This is a genomic window from Stenotrophomonas sp. PS02289 (assembly GCF_029960115.1).
Taxonomy (GTDB): domain Bacteria; phylum Pseudomonadota; class Gammaproteobacteria; order Xanthomonadales; family Xanthomonadaceae; genus Stenotrophomonas.
In genome coordinates this window covers 1-16188 of record NZ_JASCOZ010000098.1, presented here as the reverse complement: position 1 = coordinate 16188, position 16188 = coordinate 1, and the positions used below count along the sequence as shown (strand labels likewise).

Annotated in this window: 17 protein-coding genes; 11 read left to right on the top strand and 6 right to left on the bottom strand. The window is 66.2% G+C overall.

Features of this window, described 5'->3' with window-relative positions:
• Nucleotides 1-39: 39 nt before the first annotated feature.
• The 6 genes from zipA to QMX83_RS14000 form a co-directional block, all read right to left on the bottom strand.
• A complete protein-coding gene (gene zipA / locus QMX83_RS14025; protein ID WP_282297259.1) occupies nucleotides 40-774 on the bottom strand; it encodes a cell division protein ZipA in 735 nt (244 codons plus the stop codon).
• 43 nt (nucleotides 775-817) lie between these two features.
• The gene (gene smc / locus QMX83_RS14020) at nucleotides 818-4321 is read right to left on the bottom strand and encodes a chromosome segregation protein SMC (RefSeq protein ID WP_282297258.1); all 3504 of its coding nucleotides are present in this window, start codon (nucleotides 4319-4321) and stop codon (nucleotides 818-820) included.
• Nucleotides 4322-4905: 584 nt separating this feature from the next.
• Nucleotides 4906-5355, bottom strand: a complete 450-nt coding sequence (gene rplI, locus QMX83_RS14015; protein ID WP_282297257.1) for a 50S ribosomal protein L9 — start codon at nucleotides 5353-5355, stop codon at nucleotides 4906-4908.
• A gap of 104 nt (nucleotides 5356-5459) precedes the next feature.
• The gene (rpsR, locus tag QMX83_RS14010; RefSeq protein ID WP_002804494.1) at nucleotides 5460-5690 is read right to left on the bottom strand and encodes a 30S ribosomal protein S18; all 231 of its coding nucleotides are present in this window, start codon (nucleotides 5688-5690) and stop codon (nucleotides 5460-5462) included.
• An 11-nt stretch (nucleotides 5691-5701) separates the two neighbouring features.
• Nucleotides 5702-6139: a 30S ribosomal protein S6 gene (rpsF, locus tag QMX83_RS14005; RefSeq protein ID WP_282297256.1), complete on the bottom strand. Its 438-nt coding sequence runs from the start codon at nucleotides 6137-6139 to the stop codon at nucleotides 5702-5704.
• Nucleotides 6140-6306: 167 nt separating this feature from the next.
• Nucleotides 6307-6645, bottom strand: a complete 339-nt coding sequence (locus QMX83_RS14000; RefSeq protein WP_282297255.1) for an iron-sulfur cluster assembly accessory protein — start codon at nucleotides 6643-6645, stop codon at nucleotides 6307-6309.
• A gap of 129 nt (nucleotides 6646-6774) precedes the next feature.
• On the opposite strand from QMX83_RS14000, the gene asnS reads away from it, so the two are divergent.
• The 11 genes from asnS (at nucleotide 6775) to QMX83_RS13945 (ending at nucleotide 16141) form a co-directional block, all read left to right on the top strand.
• The gene (asnS, locus tag QMX83_RS13995) at nucleotides 6775-8169 is read left to right on the top strand and encodes an asparagine--tRNA ligase (RefSeq protein ID WP_282297254.1); all 1395 of its coding nucleotides are present in this window, start codon (nucleotides 6775-6777) and stop codon (nucleotides 8167-8169) included.
• A 13-nt stretch (nucleotides 8170-8182) separates the two neighbouring features.
• Complete coding sequence (locus tag QMX83_RS13990) at nucleotides 8183-8488, top strand: hypothetical protein (protein ID WP_125360284.1); 306 nt, start codon at nucleotides 8183-8185, stop codon at nucleotides 8486-8488.
• Entirely contained in the window at nucleotides 8485-8799 is a 315-nt protein-coding gene (locus QMX83_RS13985) for a hypothetical protein (RefSeq protein ID WP_282297253.1), read from the top strand. The genes QMX83_RS13990 and QMX83_RS13985 overlap by 4 nt, the downstream gene beginning before the upstream one ends.
• Nucleotides 8800-8806: 7 nt before the next feature.
• Complete coding sequence (locus tag QMX83_RS13980) at nucleotides 8807-9445, top strand: FMN-binding negative transcriptional regulator (protein ID WP_282297252.1); 639 nt, start codon at nucleotides 8807-8809, stop codon at nucleotides 9443-9445.
• 21 nt (nucleotides 9446-9466) lie between these two features.
• Entirely contained in the window at nucleotides 9467-10129 is a 663-nt protein-coding gene (gene can / locus QMX83_RS13975; RefSeq protein ID WP_282297251.1) for a carbonate dehydratase, read from the top strand.
• A 22-nt stretch (nucleotides 10130-10151) separates the two neighbouring features.
• Complete coding sequence (locus QMX83_RS13970; protein ID WP_282297250.1) at nucleotides 10152-10667, top strand: 3-hydroxyanthranilate 3,4-dioxygenase; 516 nt, start codon at nucleotides 10152-10154, stop codon at nucleotides 10665-10667.
• Between the two features lie 62 nt (nucleotides 10668-10729).
• On the top strand, nucleotides 10730-12007 hold the full coding sequence (kynU, locus tag QMX83_RS13965; protein ID WP_282297249.1) for a kynureninase: 1278 nt from the start codon (nucleotides 10730-10732) through the stop codon (nucleotides 12005-12007).
• 27 nt (nucleotides 12008-12034) lie between these two features.
• Nucleotides 12035-13402 (top strand): NAD(P)/FAD-dependent oxidoreductase, encoded by a 1368-nt coding sequence (locus QMX83_RS13960; protein ID WP_282297248.1) that lies wholly within the window; start codon nucleotides 12035-12037, stop codon nucleotides 13400-13402.
• Nucleotides 13402-14844: an exodeoxyribonuclease I gene (gene sbcB / locus QMX83_RS13955; protein WP_282297247.1), complete on the top strand. Its 1443-nt coding sequence runs from the start codon at nucleotides 13402-13404 to the stop codon at nucleotides 14842-14844. Before QMX83_RS13960 ends, sbcB begins: the two co-directional genes overlap by 1 nt.
• Nucleotides 14841-15527 (top strand): DUF2461 domain-containing protein, encoded by a 687-nt coding sequence (locus QMX83_RS13950; RefSeq protein ID WP_282297246.1) that lies wholly within the window; start codon nucleotides 14841-14843, stop codon nucleotides 15525-15527. The genes sbcB and QMX83_RS13950 overlap by 4 nt, the downstream gene beginning before the upstream one ends.
• A 71-nt stretch (nucleotides 15528-15598) precedes the next feature.
• The gene (locus QMX83_RS13945; protein ID WP_282297245.1) at nucleotides 15599-16141 is read left to right on the top strand and encodes a DUF2939 domain-containing protein; all 543 of its coding nucleotides are present in this window, start codon (nucleotides 15599-15601) and stop codon (nucleotides 16139-16141) included.
• Nucleotides 16142-16188: the final 47 nt, after the last annotated feature.

Genomic DNA, 16188 nt, shown 5'->3' with positions numbered 1-16188 from the left:
GCCGTTGGCCGGCCCACGCAATGCTGCATCGCCCAGCTATTACCAGCGCGGCGCTTTCGTAAGCGGCGGCGCTTGATGCTGACGGTCATACGCCCGCAGCTCATCCCGGATATGCGCAATACGCTGACGACCCAGCGTCGCCCGGCTGTCGTCCAGCACCTCGCCATTGAGCAGCTCGCCCATGCGCTGCACCGTCGGCAGCATCTTTTCCCAGGCATCCAGCGCGGTCAGCGGGGCCGGCAGGGTCAGGAAGAAGGCAATCGCCGGCGTCTCCATCTCGCGGATGTTGGCCATGTCGAAGCTGCCCGGCTTCATGATGTTGGCCATCGAGAAAATTGGGCCACGCTCGGGATGCCCTTCCACCAGGCGATGGAACACGTTCATGTGGCCGAACACCAGGCCGGTCTTCTCGGCCGCCACCACGATGTCCTCACCGCGCAGCTTCTCGCCGGCGCGCGCCGCGACAAACAGCGAGACGATCTTGTCGAAGTCCTGCGTGGCGCGCTTGCCGAGGTCACTGGCCGGGGTGGCATCCACGTCCGGCAGGCCGAGCTCGGCCTGGGTGATCCCCTCTTCCCCGTCGAGCCCCGCCTCGCCCGCAGCGCCGGGCTGATCGCCCAGCAACGGCTCGCGGCGCTGGCCGGAGCCGCTGTCATTCCCCTCGACACGACGGCCCTGCACCTTCTTCTTCGGACGGCCAAACAGGAAGATGGCCGCGACCAGGAGCACGCCGGCTACAAGAATGCCGATTCTGAGCAGTGCCACGTCGGACATTTGAAGGGTCTCCAGCTAAATACGTTCAGGTAAGCATGGCACGTCAGGCCGCGCCCGCCAATCGTGCCGCTTCTTCCAGGTCCACGCTGACCAGTCGACTGACGCCCGGTTCGCGCATGGTGACGCCCGACAGCTGGTGGGCTGCCTCCATGGTCGCCTTGTTGTGGCTCACGAACAGGAACTGCACCTTTTCGCTCATCTCCTTGACCATGTTGGCGAGTCGACCGACGTTGGCTTCGTCCAGCGGCGCGTCGACTTCGTCCAGCAGACAGAACGGTGCCGGATTGAGCTGGAAGATCGCAAACACCAGCGCCACCGCGGTCATCGCCTTCTCACCACCGGACAGCAGCGAGATGCTCGACACGCGCTTGCCCGGCGGGCGCGCCATGATCGCAACACCGGTGTCGAGCAGGTCTTCACCCGTGAGTTCCAGATAGGCATGGCCGCCACCGAACAGACGCGGGTACAGCTGCTGCACGCCGGCGTTGACCCGGTCGAAGGTGTCCTTAAAGCGGCCGCGGGTTTCGCGGTCGATCTTGCGGATGGCGTCCTCGAGGGTTTCCAACGCGGTGCACAGGTCGGTGTTCTGCGCGTCCAGATAGTCCGAGCGCTGCGAGGCTTCACCGTACTCCTGGATGGCGGCCAGATTGACCGGCTCCAGGCGGCGCATGCGACCGTCGATCTGGTGCACGGCCTGTTCCCAGTCATTGATGCGCGCGTCTTCGGGCAACGTGTTGATCACGTCCTGCAGCACGAAGCCGGCCTTTTCCACCGAGGCGGTGAGCTGTTCGGCACTGAGCACCAGCGCCTGCTGATCCAGTTTGCGCTGGGAGATGCGCTCACGCTGCGCCAGCGCCTGCTCATCACGCTGATGGCGGGTCTGCTCGAAGGTGCGCAGTTCCGCGTCGATGCCTTCCAGCAGGGTGCGCGCTTCGCCCAGCACGCGATCGGCGCGGACACGCTCGCCCAGCGCGTTCTGGTGCTCGGCTTCCAGCGACTGCACCGGCGAATCGCCCTCGTCGAGCTGCGCGTGCAGCTCGCCCAGGCGCGAATCGAGCTGGCCGCGCTGGGTGCTCATGCGTTCCAACGCCTGGCCCAGCGAGGTGAGCTGGGCACGCTGCGATTCCAGGGTGAGCGCCAGGGCATGCGAGCGCTCGCGCACGGTGCGCGCGGCTTCGCGGGCCTGGTCGCGCGCGTCGCTGAGCTGGCGACGCTCACCTTCCAGCGCCTGACGCACGGATTCGAGGTCGCCCATGCTGGTGACCGCGTCGTCCAGGCGGGCGCGGGCCTCGCGGACCTGTTCGCGACCGCTGTCGAGGGTTTCGATCAGCTGGGCCAGTTCACCTTCAATGCGGTCGATGCGGGTACGCGCCGCCTCGACCTTGCCCTGCTGGCTCTGCAGCTGGCCGCCGAGTTCGGACACGCTGCGATGGGCCAGGTACAGCTGGCGCTGCGCGTCTTCGCGCTGCTGTTCGCCGGCCAGCAGCTGGTCACGGAACGTGGCCAGCTGTTCTTCCAGCGCGGCTTCGCGTTCCTGCAGGGCGTCGATCTGTTCGCGCAGGGTGACGATCTCGCGCTCGCGCAGCAGGGCACCCTGCTTGGCGGCACCGGAGCGCGACACGCGCACCCAGCCCTCACCCAGGCGCTCTCCCCCACGGGTGATGACGGAATCGCCGTCGGCCAGCGTGGCCTGCAGCGCGCGCGCCTGCTCGAGGTCTTCGGCGGCGTGCAGCCGGGCCAGCAGGCGGCGGATGGCGGTCGGCCCCTGCACCTTGGCGGCCAGCGAGGTCGGCGCGACGTCCAGCGGCTCCTGCTCGGCACTGACCAGGGCGATGCGACCCTCGCCGAGTTCGGCCAGTGCACCGACCAGCTGTTCGGGGGCGTCGACCAGCACGCCTTCAATCAGCTGCCCCAGCGCGCTTTCCACGGCGTTTTCCCAGCCGCTGTCCACGCTCAGGCGCTCACCCACGCGGGCACCGGAATCGAGCCCATGCTGCTTGAGCCAGGCCACGGCCGCGCCCTGCTCCTGGCCAAGCGCGGCCTGCTGCAGGGTCTCCAGTGAGGACAGGCGGCCGCGGGCGGCCTGGGCCTGCTTGCGGATGTCGGCCAGCTCGGCCTGGCCGCTGCGCTGACGGTCCTGCAGGCCAGCCACGGCTTCCTTGCGGGCTTCGACGGCTTCGGTCAGCCCGTCCAGCGCGGCCTTCTGGGTTTCGTGCTGAAGCTGGATTTCTTCGAAGGCTTCGGCCAGGGCGTCGAGGTCGAGCCCGGTGCGTTCTGCACTGAGCGCTTCCCGACGGCGGTCGGCTTCCAGCACCTGGCGGTCGAGGTAGTCGACGCGGGTGCGTTCGACTTCGCCGGCGCGCGAGGCTTCGGAGGTGCTGCGGGTGTGGGCTTCCCAGCGCGCCTGCCAGTCGGAGAGCCGGCTTTCGGCGTCGCGCAGGGCTTCCTGCTTGATCTCGTTTTCTTCCTGCAGCTGTTCCAACTGGGGTTCGGCCTGTTCGACCGACTCGCGCAGCACGATCAGTTTGGCCTCGTCGCCGCTGATGTGCTGACCGAGGTCGGCCAGGGCCTGCTGGGTTTCGTCGCGCGCCTTGTGCAGGCGCTGCGACATCTCCTTCTGATGCTGGATCTGCTGCTCGAGCCGGGCCAGGGTGCTGCCGACCTGGTAGACCTCGGCCTGGGCGGTGCTGAGGGCGTCAGCGGCCTCTTCGCGGCGCACGCGGCTGGTTTCGATGCGGGCTTCGGCATCGCGCTGGTCGGCAATGAGCTGCTGCAGGCGGGTTTCTTCCTGCGACAGGGCTTCGCGCAGGCCGCCGAGGCGACCGTCGAGGTTACGGAACTCCAGCGCCTTCCACTCGGCATCCTTGACCTTGCGCTCATCCTGCAGGGCCTGGTACTGCTCGGCCTGGCGGGCCTGGCGCTTGAGGTGCTCGAGCTGCTTGCCGATTTCCTCGCGCAGGTCGTTGAGGCGGTCGAGGTTCTCGCGGGTGTGGCGGATGCGGGTTTCGGTTTCCTTGCGGCGTTCCTTGTACTTGGAGATGCCAGCGGCTTCTTCCAGGTAGACGCGCAGGTCTTCGGGCCGGGCTTCGATGATCTGGCTGATCATGCCCTGCTCGATGATGGAATAGCTGCGCGGTCCCAGGCCGGTCCCGAGGAAGAGGTCGGTGATGTCGCGCCGGCGGCACTTGGTGCCATTCAGATAATAGTTGCTGCTGCCATCGCGGCTGACCGTGCGCTTGACCGAGATCTCGTTGAACGAGGCATATTCACCGGAAATGGTGTGGTCGGTATTGTCGAAAATAAGCTCGACAGTGGCCTGGGAAACGGGTTTGCGGGCGGACGAGCCGGAGAAAATGACGTCGGTCAGCGAGTCGCCACGCAGGCGGCTGGCCGAGCTTTCGCCCATGACCCAGCGCACGGCGTCGATGATGTTGGACTTGCCACAGCCATTGGGCCCGACCACACCGGTCATGTTGGTGGGCAGATGCAGGGTGGTGGGATCAACGAACGACTTGAAGCCGGAGAGCTTGATCGTGGACAGACGCATGGCGTGGTTGGCTTTCCGGGGCAGTCGCGATGGCCCTGAGTATACCGGGGATGCGGCACCTCACTGGCCTGCGGTTGCCCGGGCCTCTGCTGCGCCGGGGTGCTATCGGATTGCCTGCGCTCCGTAGGGCCGGGCTCTGCCCGGCTGCGGCTGGATTCAGGCGAACAGCACTCGGCTCAACGGTTCCCTGGGTTGGCGGGTCGGGATGGGCGTTCCGGGGGACGCTGCAAGTACGTCCCTGTAAGCTCGATCGCCGCATCCATGCGGCTCACGCCCCCTCCAGCCCACCCCGACCCCCACGACAGGCCATCGGTGGCCATGGGAGATCAAATGCGGTGCCGTGGCCGTTCCGTCCGCGCACCGATCAACCATCAGGGGCGGGGGTCAGATGCCCTCCGGAGGGACACTCCACGGCATGGATGCCGTGGAGTAGCCTACATGGACGTACTTGCGGCGTGTCCCGGAGCGAGGGTGTCTGACCCCTGCCCTGCACGGATAGATAGAAACGCCGCTCTCGGCGACACAAACAAAAACGGGCACCCTTGCGGGTACCCGTTTCAGCGATTCCGGCTTTTCAGCTGGGATCAGGCTTCGCCGACCACGATCACCTTGACGGTGGTTTCGACGTCTGCGTGCAGGGCCAGCACCACGTCGAACTCGCCGACGTTGCGGAAGGCACCTTCGCCCAGGATCACTTCGCTCTTTTCCACCGGCAGGCCGGCCTTGGTGAAGGCTTCGGCGATGTCGCGCGGGCCGACCGAGCCGTACAGCTTGCCTTCGGTCGAGGCGTTGGCAGCGATGGTCACGCTCGCGCCTTCCAGCTTGGCCTTGCGGGCTTCAGCGTCGGCGTGGATGGCGTTGGCCTTGGCTTCGTAGTCGGCGCGCTTGGCTTCGAACTCGGCCTTGTTGGTTTCGGTTGCCGGCACGGCGAAGCCGCCCGGAACCAGGAAGTTACGGCCGTAGCCCGGCTTCACTTCGACCAGGTCACCCAGGGTGCCCAGGTTCTTGACCTTCTTGATGAGGATCAGCTGCATGATGAAACTCCAAATCGTTATTCGTTAGCGAGGCCGAAGGCCCCGCAGCAGATGGCTGTCCGAATAGCTGGCGGAACGGGCGGCGCAGGGCCGCCCGACCGGCATCAGACGTCGTGGTTGTCGGTGTACGGAATCAGGGCCAGGAAACGGGCGCGCTTGACGGCCGTTGCCAGCTGGCGCTGGTACTTCGACTTGGTACCGGTGACGCGGCTCGGCACGATCTTGCCGTTCTCGGTCAGGTACTGGCGCAGGGTGTTGAGATCCTTGTAGTCGATCTCCTTCACACCTTCAGCCGTGAACTTGCAGAACTTGCGGCGACGGAAGAACTTGGACATGTGCGTGCTCCTTAGGCGGCAGAAGCGGCGTCGTCGCCGGCTTCGTTGTCAGCGGTGTTGGCGGCTTCGCCTTCTTCGTCGTCACGACGACGACGCTCGCCACGCTCGGGCTTGTCACCCTTCTCGTCCTTGCTCTTCATGATCAGCGACTGCTCGGTGTCAGCCTCGTCGCGGAGCAGGACGAGGTTGCGCAGGACGGCGTCGTTGAACTTGAAGCTTTCGGTCAGTTCGTTCAGAACGGCCTGGTCCACTTCGATGTTCATCAGCACGTAATGTGCCTTGACCAGGTTCTGGATCGGGTAAGCCAGCTGACGACGGCCCCAGTCTTCCAGACGGTGGATGGTGCCGTTGCCGCCTTCGACCAGCGACTTGTAGCGCTCGATCATGGCCGGGACCTGTTCGCTCTGGTCCGGGTGGACCATGAACACGACTTCGTAATGACGACTCATGTGTGTATACCTTTCGGATGTGGCCTTTTCAGGCCGGACAGCTCCCCGCAGGTGAACGCGGTGGAGCAAGGGATCCTGCCCGGAAACGGACAGGAAGCCGCGCATTATCGCAGCGGATGGGGGTTCAGGGCAAGTACGGGGGTGCCGGGCTCAACCTGAACGAGGTCTCAGGCCTTGTCGGCGTCGGTGGTGAAGCTCTCGCCGCAGCCGCATTCAGCGGTGGCGTTGGGGTTCTTGAACGTGAACGTCTCGCTCAGGCCCTGCTTGCCGAAGTCGATTTCGGTGCCATCCACCAGGTCCAGGCTGGCCGCGTCGACGTAGATGCGCACGCCGTCCTGCTCGAACACGGTGTCGCCTTCGCGCTGGTCGCGGGCCAGGTCGGTCACGTGGCCCCAGCCGGAGCAGCCGGTGCGGGTCACGCCAAAGCGCAGGCCCAGTGCACCCGGGGTCTGGGCGACGAACTTCTGCACGCGGGCAAAGGCAACGGGGGTAAGGCTTACGGCCATGACAGGCTTCTCCAGCAGAACAGTCTCATTATAGGTCCACGGCCCAGTCAGAAATGCCTCGCAAGCAGAACACTGCAACCGTTAAACTTCCCGTTCAGAGATCGAGTCGATCAATAGAGGATTCAAGTCATGACGGTGGTCAGCGTTGAACATGCGCTTGCCGGGAAGATCCCGGAAGGCGGCGAGGCAACAGTACGGGGCTGGGTGCGCACGGTGCGCGGGTCTGCGGCGCTGGCCTTCGTCAATGTGACCGACGGTTCCTGCTTCGCCCCGATCCAGGTGGTGGTCAACGACACCCTGTCCAACTTTGAAGCGGTCAAGGCGCTCACCCCGGGCTGCTCGCTGATCGCGCGCGGCACCCTGGTCAAGTCGCAGGGCAAGGGCCAGTCCTTCGAGATCCAGGCCGAATCGATCGAGATCGTCGGCCTGGTCGAAGACCCGCTGACCTACCCGATCCAGCCCAAGCCGATGTCGGCCGAGTTCCTGCGTGAAGTGGCGCACCTGCGCCCGCGCACCAACCTGTTCGGCGCGGTCACCCGCATCCGCAACTGCCTGGCCCAGGCGGTGCACCGCTTCTTCCACCAGAACGGCTTCAACTGGATCAGCACCCCGATCATCACCACCTCCGACGCCGAAGGCGCGGGGCAGATGTTCCGTGTGTCGACCCTGGACATGGTCAACCTGCCGCGCAACGACAAGGGCGAGGTCGACTTCAGCCGTGACTTCTTCGGCAAGGAAACCTTCCTGACCGTGTCCGGCCAGCTCAACGTCGAGGCCTACTGCCTGGCGCTGAGCAAGGTGTACACCTTCGGTCCGACCTTCCGCGCCGAAAACTCGCACACCACCCGCCATCTGGCCGAGTTCTGGATGATCGAGCCGGAAATCGCCTTCGCCGACCTGGCGGAGGACGCGCGCCTGGCCGAGCAGTTCCTGAAGTACCTGTTCCGCGCGGTGCTGGACGAGCGTGGCGACGACCTGGCGTTCCTGGCCGAGCGCGTCGACAAGAACGCGATCACCAAGCTGGAAGCCTTCATCAACTCGCCGTTCGAGCAGATCGACTACACCGAGGCGGTGAAGCTGCTGCAGAACTCGGGCAAGAAGTTCGACTTCCCGGTCGAATGGGGCCTGGACCTGCAGACCGAGCACGAGCGCTGGCTGACCGAGGAACACATCGGCCGCCCGGTGGTGGTGACCAACTACCCCGAGCACATCAAGGCGTTCTACATGCGCCTGAACGACGACGGCAAGACCGTGGCCGCGATGGACGTGCTGGCTCCGGGCATTGGCGAGATCATCGGCGGCAGCCAGCGCGAAGAGCGCCTGGACGTGCTGGATGCGCGCATGGCGCAGTTCGGCCTGGATCCGGCGCATTACGGCTGGTACCGCGACTTCCGCCGCTACGGCTCGGTCCCGCATGCCGGTTTCGGCCTGGGCTTCGAGCGCCTGGTGGTGTACGTGTGCGGGCTGGGCAACATCCGCGACGCCATCCCCTACCCGCGCGCACCGGGCAGCGCCGAGTTCTGACGGAGGCAATCCCATGACCCTGTTCTTCGCGCTGTGTTTCGTCGGCGTGGCGATCGCCGGGTTCAGTGCCTTCGTCATCTTCTGGCCGTTGACGCTCATCCATATCCGCGACCGCCACCCGGCCCTGGCGGATCGTTTCGGCAGCGGCGCGTTCCTGCAGCCGCAGGCACTGCGCTGGCTGCTGGAGCGTGATTATCGACAGACACCCGACCGCTCGCTGTCGGGTCTTGCGACGCCGGCCTGGCTGTCGCTGCTCACCTTGCTGGCTGGACTGGGCATGGCTGCCCTGCTCTGGCTGCTTTCACTGGTACTGACATGAACGACATTTCCGCCGTGCGCGACTCCTGGTGGCTGGCCAGCCTGGGCAACACCCTGATCTGGGCCCGTCTGCGCCTGCGCCCCGCCGGCACCGCCGAGGTGCTGGACAGCGATGGCAACACGCTCAGCTATGACAGCGAGGACACTGCGCGCGCGCAGCTGTTCGACGCCGAGTTCGTCGAATTCGACGGGCTGGATGAGGAAGACGCGCTGATCCGCGGCTTCTCGCTGCATGAAGTGCAGCCGCCGCAGGCCGCCGACGACGATGGCCTGCGCGGGCGCATGGTGCAGAGCCTGGGCCGGAGCGTCTGAGGCCACCGTGTTCACCCCGTCCTCCTTCGCCGCGCACGACCCGGTCTGGCTGGACCGGCTGATCGCGCGCGATGCGTTTGTGACCCTGGTGACCACCGGCCCTGATGGCCTGCCCTGCGTGACCCTGCTGCCGGTGCTCTACCGCCGCGATGCCGACGGCATCGTGATCGAGGGGCACTGGGCCAAGGCCAATCCGCAGTCGCGCCACAGCGGCCCCGCGCTGGTGCTGGTGCACGGTCCGCACGGCTACGTGTCGCCGGGCTGGTATCCGGACAAGGACAGCGAAGGCCGCGTGCCGACCTGGAATTACGCCGCCGCCGAACTGCGCGGCACCTTGGAAACCATCACCGATCGCGACTGGCTGATCGACCTGCTGGACCGGCTCAGCACGCATAACGAAACCCAGGTCGGCAGCGACTGGCGTTTCGAGCCGGACGATACCCGCCAGGCCAGACTGCTGCCCGCCATCGTCGGCTTCCGCTTCCGCGCCGAGCAGGTGCAGATCAAGCTCAAGCTGAGCCAGAACCACCCCGACGCCAATCAGGTGTCGGTGATTGATGCCCTCGAGGCCGAAGGCACCCCCGCTTCCCGCGAGCTTGCGCAGTGGATGCGCGACGTTCGCGATCCGGCCGCCGCTGGCGGCTGACACCACAGGAATACCCGCCTCATGAAAGACATCCACAAGCTGCTGCAGAACAACCGCGACTGGGCCGACCGGATCGAGAAGGAAGACCCGGAGTTTTTCGCGCAGCTGGCCAAGCAGCAGCATCCGGAATACCTGTGGATCGGCTGTTCGGATTCGCGCGTACCGGCCAACCAGATCATCGGCATGGCGCCGGGTGAAGTGTTCGTCCACCGCAACATCGCCAACGTGGTGGTGCATACCGACCTGAACTGCCTGAGCGTGATCCAGTACGCGGTGGACCAGCTGAAGATCAAGCACATCCTGATCGTCGGCCATTATGGTTGCGGCGGCGTGCACGCCAGCTTGAACAACGTGCGCGTGGGCCTGGCCGACAACTGGCTGCGCCATGTCAGCGACGTTGCGCAGAAGCACGCTGCCATTCTCGACGAGATCGAGGATCCGGACCTCAAGCACGCCCGCCTGTGCGAACTGAACGTGATCGAGCAGGTGGTCAACGCCTGCCGCTCGACCATCGTGCAGGACGCCTGGGCACGTGGCCAGAAGCTGATGGTGCACGGCTGGGTGTACAGCCTCAAGGACGGCCGCGTGCGCGAGATGGGCATCGACGTGGGCGCACCGGAAGACCTGGCACCGGCCTACGAAAAAGCCCTCGCCCATGTGCCGCGTCGCGGCAAGCGCGACTGATCCCCCTGCAAGGAACGCCCCCATGCTGCCCTCCCCGATCAACCTGCACGCCTGGATCGAAGACAACCGGCACCTGCTCAAGCCGCCGGTCGGCAACAAGATGATCGAGAACGGCGACTTCATCGTGATGGTGGTGGGCGGCCCGAACAGCCGCACCGACTTCCACTACGACGAAGGCCCGGAGTGGTTCTATCAGCTGGAAGGGGAAATGACCCTGAAGGTGCAGGAGGACGGCGCGGTGCGTGACATCCCAATCCGCGCCGGCGAGATCTTCCTGCTGCCGGCCGGGGTGCCGCACTCGCCGCGCCGCCCGCCCGGCGGCGTCGGCCTGGTGGTCGAGCGCAAGCGCCTGCCGCATGAGCGCGACGGGGTGATGTGGTTCTGCGAGCGCTGCAACCACAAGCTGTACGAGGTGTACTTCACCCTGGAGAACATCGAGACCGACCTGCCCAAGGTGTTTGCCGAGTACCAGGCCAGCCTGGACCTGCGGACCTGCGATGCCTGTGGGCACGTGGATCCGTTGCCCGCAACGCCATAGCGGCACCTCCGGATCCGGGCGTCTGGGGCTAAACTGCGCTATCTCAGACAATCGTCATTGCCATGTCCGAACTGCTCAGCCGTTCCCATGCCGTCGCCCTGGATGCCGCCGACCCGCTGCGCGCGCAGCGCGCCGAGTTCGTGTTCCCGCAGCACAATCACCACGACCAGACCTACTTCGTTGGCAACTCGCTGGGCCTGCAGCCGCGCAAGGCCAAGGCGGCCGTGCAGGAAGTGATGGACAAATGGGGCGCGCTGGCGGTGGAAGGCCATTTCACCGGCGATACCCAGTGGCTGCGCTATCACCGCCTGGTCAACGAACAGCTGGCCCGCGTGGTCGGTGCGCTGCCCAGCGAAGTGGTGGCGATGAACACGCTGAGCGTGAACCTGCACCTGATGATGGTCAGCTTTTATCGGCCCACCGCGCAGCGCCCGGTGATCCTGATGGAAGCCGGCGCCTTCCCGACCGACCGCCACGCGGTGGAATCGCAGATCCGCTTTCACGGCTTCAATCCCGACACCGACCTGGTCGAAGTACAGCCGGATGAAGCCAACGGCACAATCTCGCAGCAGGCCATCGAGCGCGCGATCGCCGAGCACGGCCCTCGTCTGGCCCTGGTGTTATGGCCGGGCGTGCAGTACCGCAGCGGCCAGGTGTTCGACCTTGATGCGATCACCCGCGCCGCGCGCCTGCAGGGAGCCAACGTCGGCTTCGACCTGGCCCACTCGGTCGGCAACGTGCCGCTGCAACTGCACGACATCGCGCCCGATTTCGCGGTGTGGTGCCACTACAAGTACCTCAACAGCGGCCCGGGTGCCGTGGCCGGTGCCTTCGTGCACGAACGCCATCACCGTGACACCACCCTGCCGCGCTTCGCCGGCTGGTGGGGGCATGAGGAAGCCACGCGCTTCAAGATGGCCCCGCAGTTCGTGCCCGCGGTTGGCGCGGAAGGCTGGCAGCTGAGCAATCCACCGGTGCTGGGCCTGGCCCCGCTGCGCGCGGCACTGGACGTCATCGACGCCGCCGGTGGCATGGGCGCGCTGCGTGCCAAGTCGCTGCAGCTGACCGGCCTGCTTGATGCACTGGTGCGGGCCCGCCTGCCCAACGTGATGGAGGTGATCACGCCGGCAGAACCGGAGCGTCGCGGCTGCCAGCTGTCGCTGCGGGTGATCGGCGGGCGCGAACGCGGCCGCAGTGTGTTCGAGTACCTGCAGACCGTGGGCGTGCTGGGCGACTGGCGCGAACCCGACGTGATCCGCATCTCACCCACCCCGCTGTACAACCGTTACCTTGACCTGCATCACTTCGTCGAGGAAGTCGAATCCTGGGCCGGACTGTAAGTCGCCCCCTCCCCCGCTGGAACGCTCTTGATCGCACACGCACACCGCTCCCTGAGCATCATTGGTGCCGGCCTGGCCGGCTCACTGCTGGCCATCCTGCTGTCCCGCCAGGGTTGGCGCATCACGCTGTACGAGCGCCGCGGCGACCCGCGCGTGGCCGACTACGAGTCTGGCCGCTCGATCAACCTGGCCCTCGCCGAGCGCGGCCGCAACGCGCTGCGTCAAGCGGGCGTGGAAGAAGCGGTGATGGCCAAGGCGGTGATGATGCGCGGACGCATGGTGCACACCCGCGACGGGGAGACCCAGCTGCAGCGCTATGGCCGCGACGACAGCGAGGTGATCTGGTCGATCCACCGCAAGGATCTCAACCACACCCTGCTGCAACTGGCCGAAGACGCGGGCGCGCAGGTGCACTTCCACCGCCGCCTGCACACGGTGGATTTCGAGGCCGGCTACGCGCGCTTCATCGATGACCGCGACGACCAGCCGCATGACATCCGCTTCGACACCCTGATCGGGGCCGACGGTGCCGGCTCGGCACTGCGCGCGGCGATGAACCGCAAACATCCGCTGGATGAACGCATCGAGTTCCTCGGGCATTCGTACAAGGAACTGGAGATTCCGCCCACCGAAGACGGCGGCTTCCGCATCGAGGCCAACGCCCTGCACATCTGGCCGCGCGGCCAGTACATGTGCATCGCCCTGCCCAATGACGAAGGCACCTTCACCGTCACCCTGTTCCTGCCCAACGAAGGCAACCCCAGCTTTGCCACCACCCGCACCGGGGCCGAAGCCGAGGCGCTGTTCGCGCGCGACTTCCCCGATGCGCTGCCGCTGATTCCGCACCTGCGCAGCGACTGGGAAGAACACCCGCCCGGCCTGCTCGGCACCTTGTACCTGCGTCAGTGGCACCTGGGTGGCCGCGCCGTGCTGCTCGGCGATGCCGCGCATGCGATGGTGCCGTTCCACGGCCAGGGCATGAACTGCGCGTTCGAGGATTGCGTGGCACTGGCCCGTCACCTGCAGGAACAGGATTCGCTGGAAGCGGCCTTCGCGGTGTTCGAAGCCGAGCGCAAACCGAATGCTGAAGCGATCCAGCAGATGGCGCTGGAGAATTACCTGGAAATGCGCGACCGCGTGGCCGACCCGGCCTTCCAGCTGCAGCGCGAACTGGAGCAGCAGCTGCAGGCTCGTTGGCCGACCCGTTTCGTCCCGCACTACACCATGGTGACCTTCCTGCACACGCCGTATGCGGTGGCGCTGGAACGCACCAACCTGCAGCGGCGCATCCTGGAGGACGCCACCGCCGGCCACAGCACTTTGGAGCATATTGACTGGGCGGCGCTGGAACGCATCGTGCACGACCAGCTGCCGGTGCTGGAGGGCGCGCACTGATGGCGGCTGACAGCTTCCTGTTCTATGACCTGGAAACCTTTGGCCAGGACCCGCGCCGCACCCGCATCGCCCAGTTCGCCGCGATCCGCACCGACGCCGACCTGCAGGTCATCGATGAACCGGTGAGCTTCTACGTCAAACCGGCCGACGATGTGCTGCCCTCGCCGATCGCCACGCTGATCACCGGGATCACCCCGCAACACGCGTTGGCCGAAGGCGTGAGCGAGGCTGAGGCGTTCGCCCGCATCAATGACCTGATGGCACGTCCCGGCACCTGCACGCTGGGCTACAACACGCTGCGCTTTGACGACGAGTTCGTGCGCCACGGTCTGTTCCGGAACTTCTTCGATCCTTATGAGCGGGAATGGCGCAACGGCAATTCGCGCTGGGACCTGCTGGACATGCTGCGGCTGGTCCACGCGCTGCGTCCGGACGGGATTGTGTGGCCGCAGCGCGAAGACGGCGCGACCTCGTTCAAACTCGAGCACCTGGCCCTGGCCAACGACGTGCGCGTGGGCGACGCGCATGAAGCGCTGTCGGACGTGCACGCCACCATCGGCATGGCCCGCCTTTTCAAGCAGGCGCAGCCGCGCCTGTGGGACTACGCGCTGAAGCTGCGCGACAAGCGCTTTGTCGGCAATCTGCTGGACGTGGACGCCGCGCAGCCGGTGCTGCACATCTCCATGCGCTACCCCGCCTCGCGCCTGTGTGCGGCACCGGTGCTGCCGCTGGCGCGCCATCCCTACATCAACAACCGCATCATCGTGCTGGATCTGGAAGGCGACATCGACGGTCTGCTCGACCTGCCCGCCGAGACCCTGGCCGCGCGGCTGTACACGCGCGCCGCAGACCTGGCAGAAGGTGAGCAGCGGGTGCCGCTCAAGGAAGTGCATCTGAACAAGGTGCCGGCGCTGGTGGCGTGGAATCACCTGCGTCCCGCCGACCATGCGCGCCTGGGCATCGACGTGGCTGCCGTGGAGGCCGCCGCCGCGCGCGTCCGTGCGGTTGCTCCCGCCGTGGCCGAAAAGGTCCGCCAGGTGTTTGGTGGCGAGCGCGAGATGGCCCCGAGTGACGTGGACGCCTCGCTGTACGACGGCTTCCTGGCCGACGGCGACAAGGCACTGATGACGCGGCTGCGCACCAGTCCGCCCGCCGAACTGGCCAGCTACGCCGCCCGTCTGCGCGATGCGCGCATGCCCGAGCTGCTGTTCCGTTACCGCGCGCGCAACCACCCCGAGACCCTGGATGCGGCCGAACGCCAGCGCTGGAACGACTACCGCCGCCAGCGCCTGCTCGGCGAACCCGGCCTGGGCGAACAGACCCTGCCGCAGTACCGGGCGCAGATCGAAGCGCTGCGTGCCGAGCACGCCGCCGAACCCACCCGACTGGCGCTGCTGCAGCAGCTGACCGACTGGGGCAATCATCTGGAGCAGAGCCTGTGAGTACCTATTTCACCCCCGCCAGCTTCACCTTCCTGCGTGGCCTGGCGCGCAACAACGACAAGACCTGGTTCAACGATCACAAGGACAAGTACGAGGCGCATGTGCGCCAGCCGTTCCTGCGCCTGATTACCGACCTGCAGCCGGACCTGGCGACGGTGAGCCCGCACTTCCGTTCCGACCCGAAGACCGTCGGCGGCTCGCTGTTCCGCATCTATCGCGATGCGCGCTTCTCCAACGACAAATCGCCGTACAAGAGCTGGCAGGGCGCGCGCCTGTTCCATGAGCGCCGCAAGCAGGTGGCCGCGCCGTCGTTTTACATCCACCTGCAGCCGGGCGAGAGCTTCGTTGGTGCTGGGCTGTGGCATCCGGAACCGGATACCCAGCGCAGGATCCGCCATTTCATCGTCGACAACCCGGGGGCGTGGAAGGCCGCCGCGCATGCGCCGGCGCTGCGGAAGAAGTTCGATTTCGAGCAGAGCGAGATGCTGGTGCGGGCCCCGCGCGGGTTCGAGCCGGATTTCGAGTTCATCGACGACCTGAAGCACAAGAACTGGGTGTTCTGGCGACCGCTGGAGGATGCGGTGATGACCGGGCCGAAGGTGCGCCAGACCCTGGCCAAGGATCTGACGGCGCTGGGTCCGTTTGTGGATTATCTTTGCGCGGCGTTGGATCTGGAGTTTTGAGTTCTGGTCGTGTTAGCCACGCAGGGCGTGGCTCTACGCTGGGTTGACGGGACCTGAGGCAAGGTGACGCCATGAAGAAGCTGCTTTGGATTGTGGTTGCCCTGGGGGTGCTGCTGGCCGCCTACGTGGTCGGCGGGCCGTACCTGACCCTGCGTGGCCTGGCGCAGGCGGTGGAGCAGCGCGACACCTCGAAACTGGACCGCTACGTGGACTTCCCCATGCTGCGTGCCAACCTGCGCGCCCAGCTGGATGACTACGTGGTACGCCGTGCCGGGCCGGATGTGCAGTCCAATCTGGTCGGTGCCTTGCTGCTGACGGCCGGACAGCGGCTGAGCGGAACCGCCGTGGACGCGATGGTGACCCCGACCGGGATCGGGGCGTTGCTGGAAGGTCATACGCTGTGGAAGCGGGCCAGCAATGATCTGGAAAGCAATGACGCCTATGCGCCGCCGAAGGCTGCCCGGCCACTGGAAGGGGCCAGCCACCGGTTTGAGTCGACGTCACGGTTTACCGCGACCACGCAGACCGCGCAGGGAGCACCGGTGGTGTTCGTGCTGCAACGGCAGGGGTTGAGCTGGAAGCTGGTCAACATTGAATTGCCGCTGGAGCGGTAGCGCCGGCCGTTGGCCGGCCCTCGGTATCGCCTGGGCCGGCCAACGGC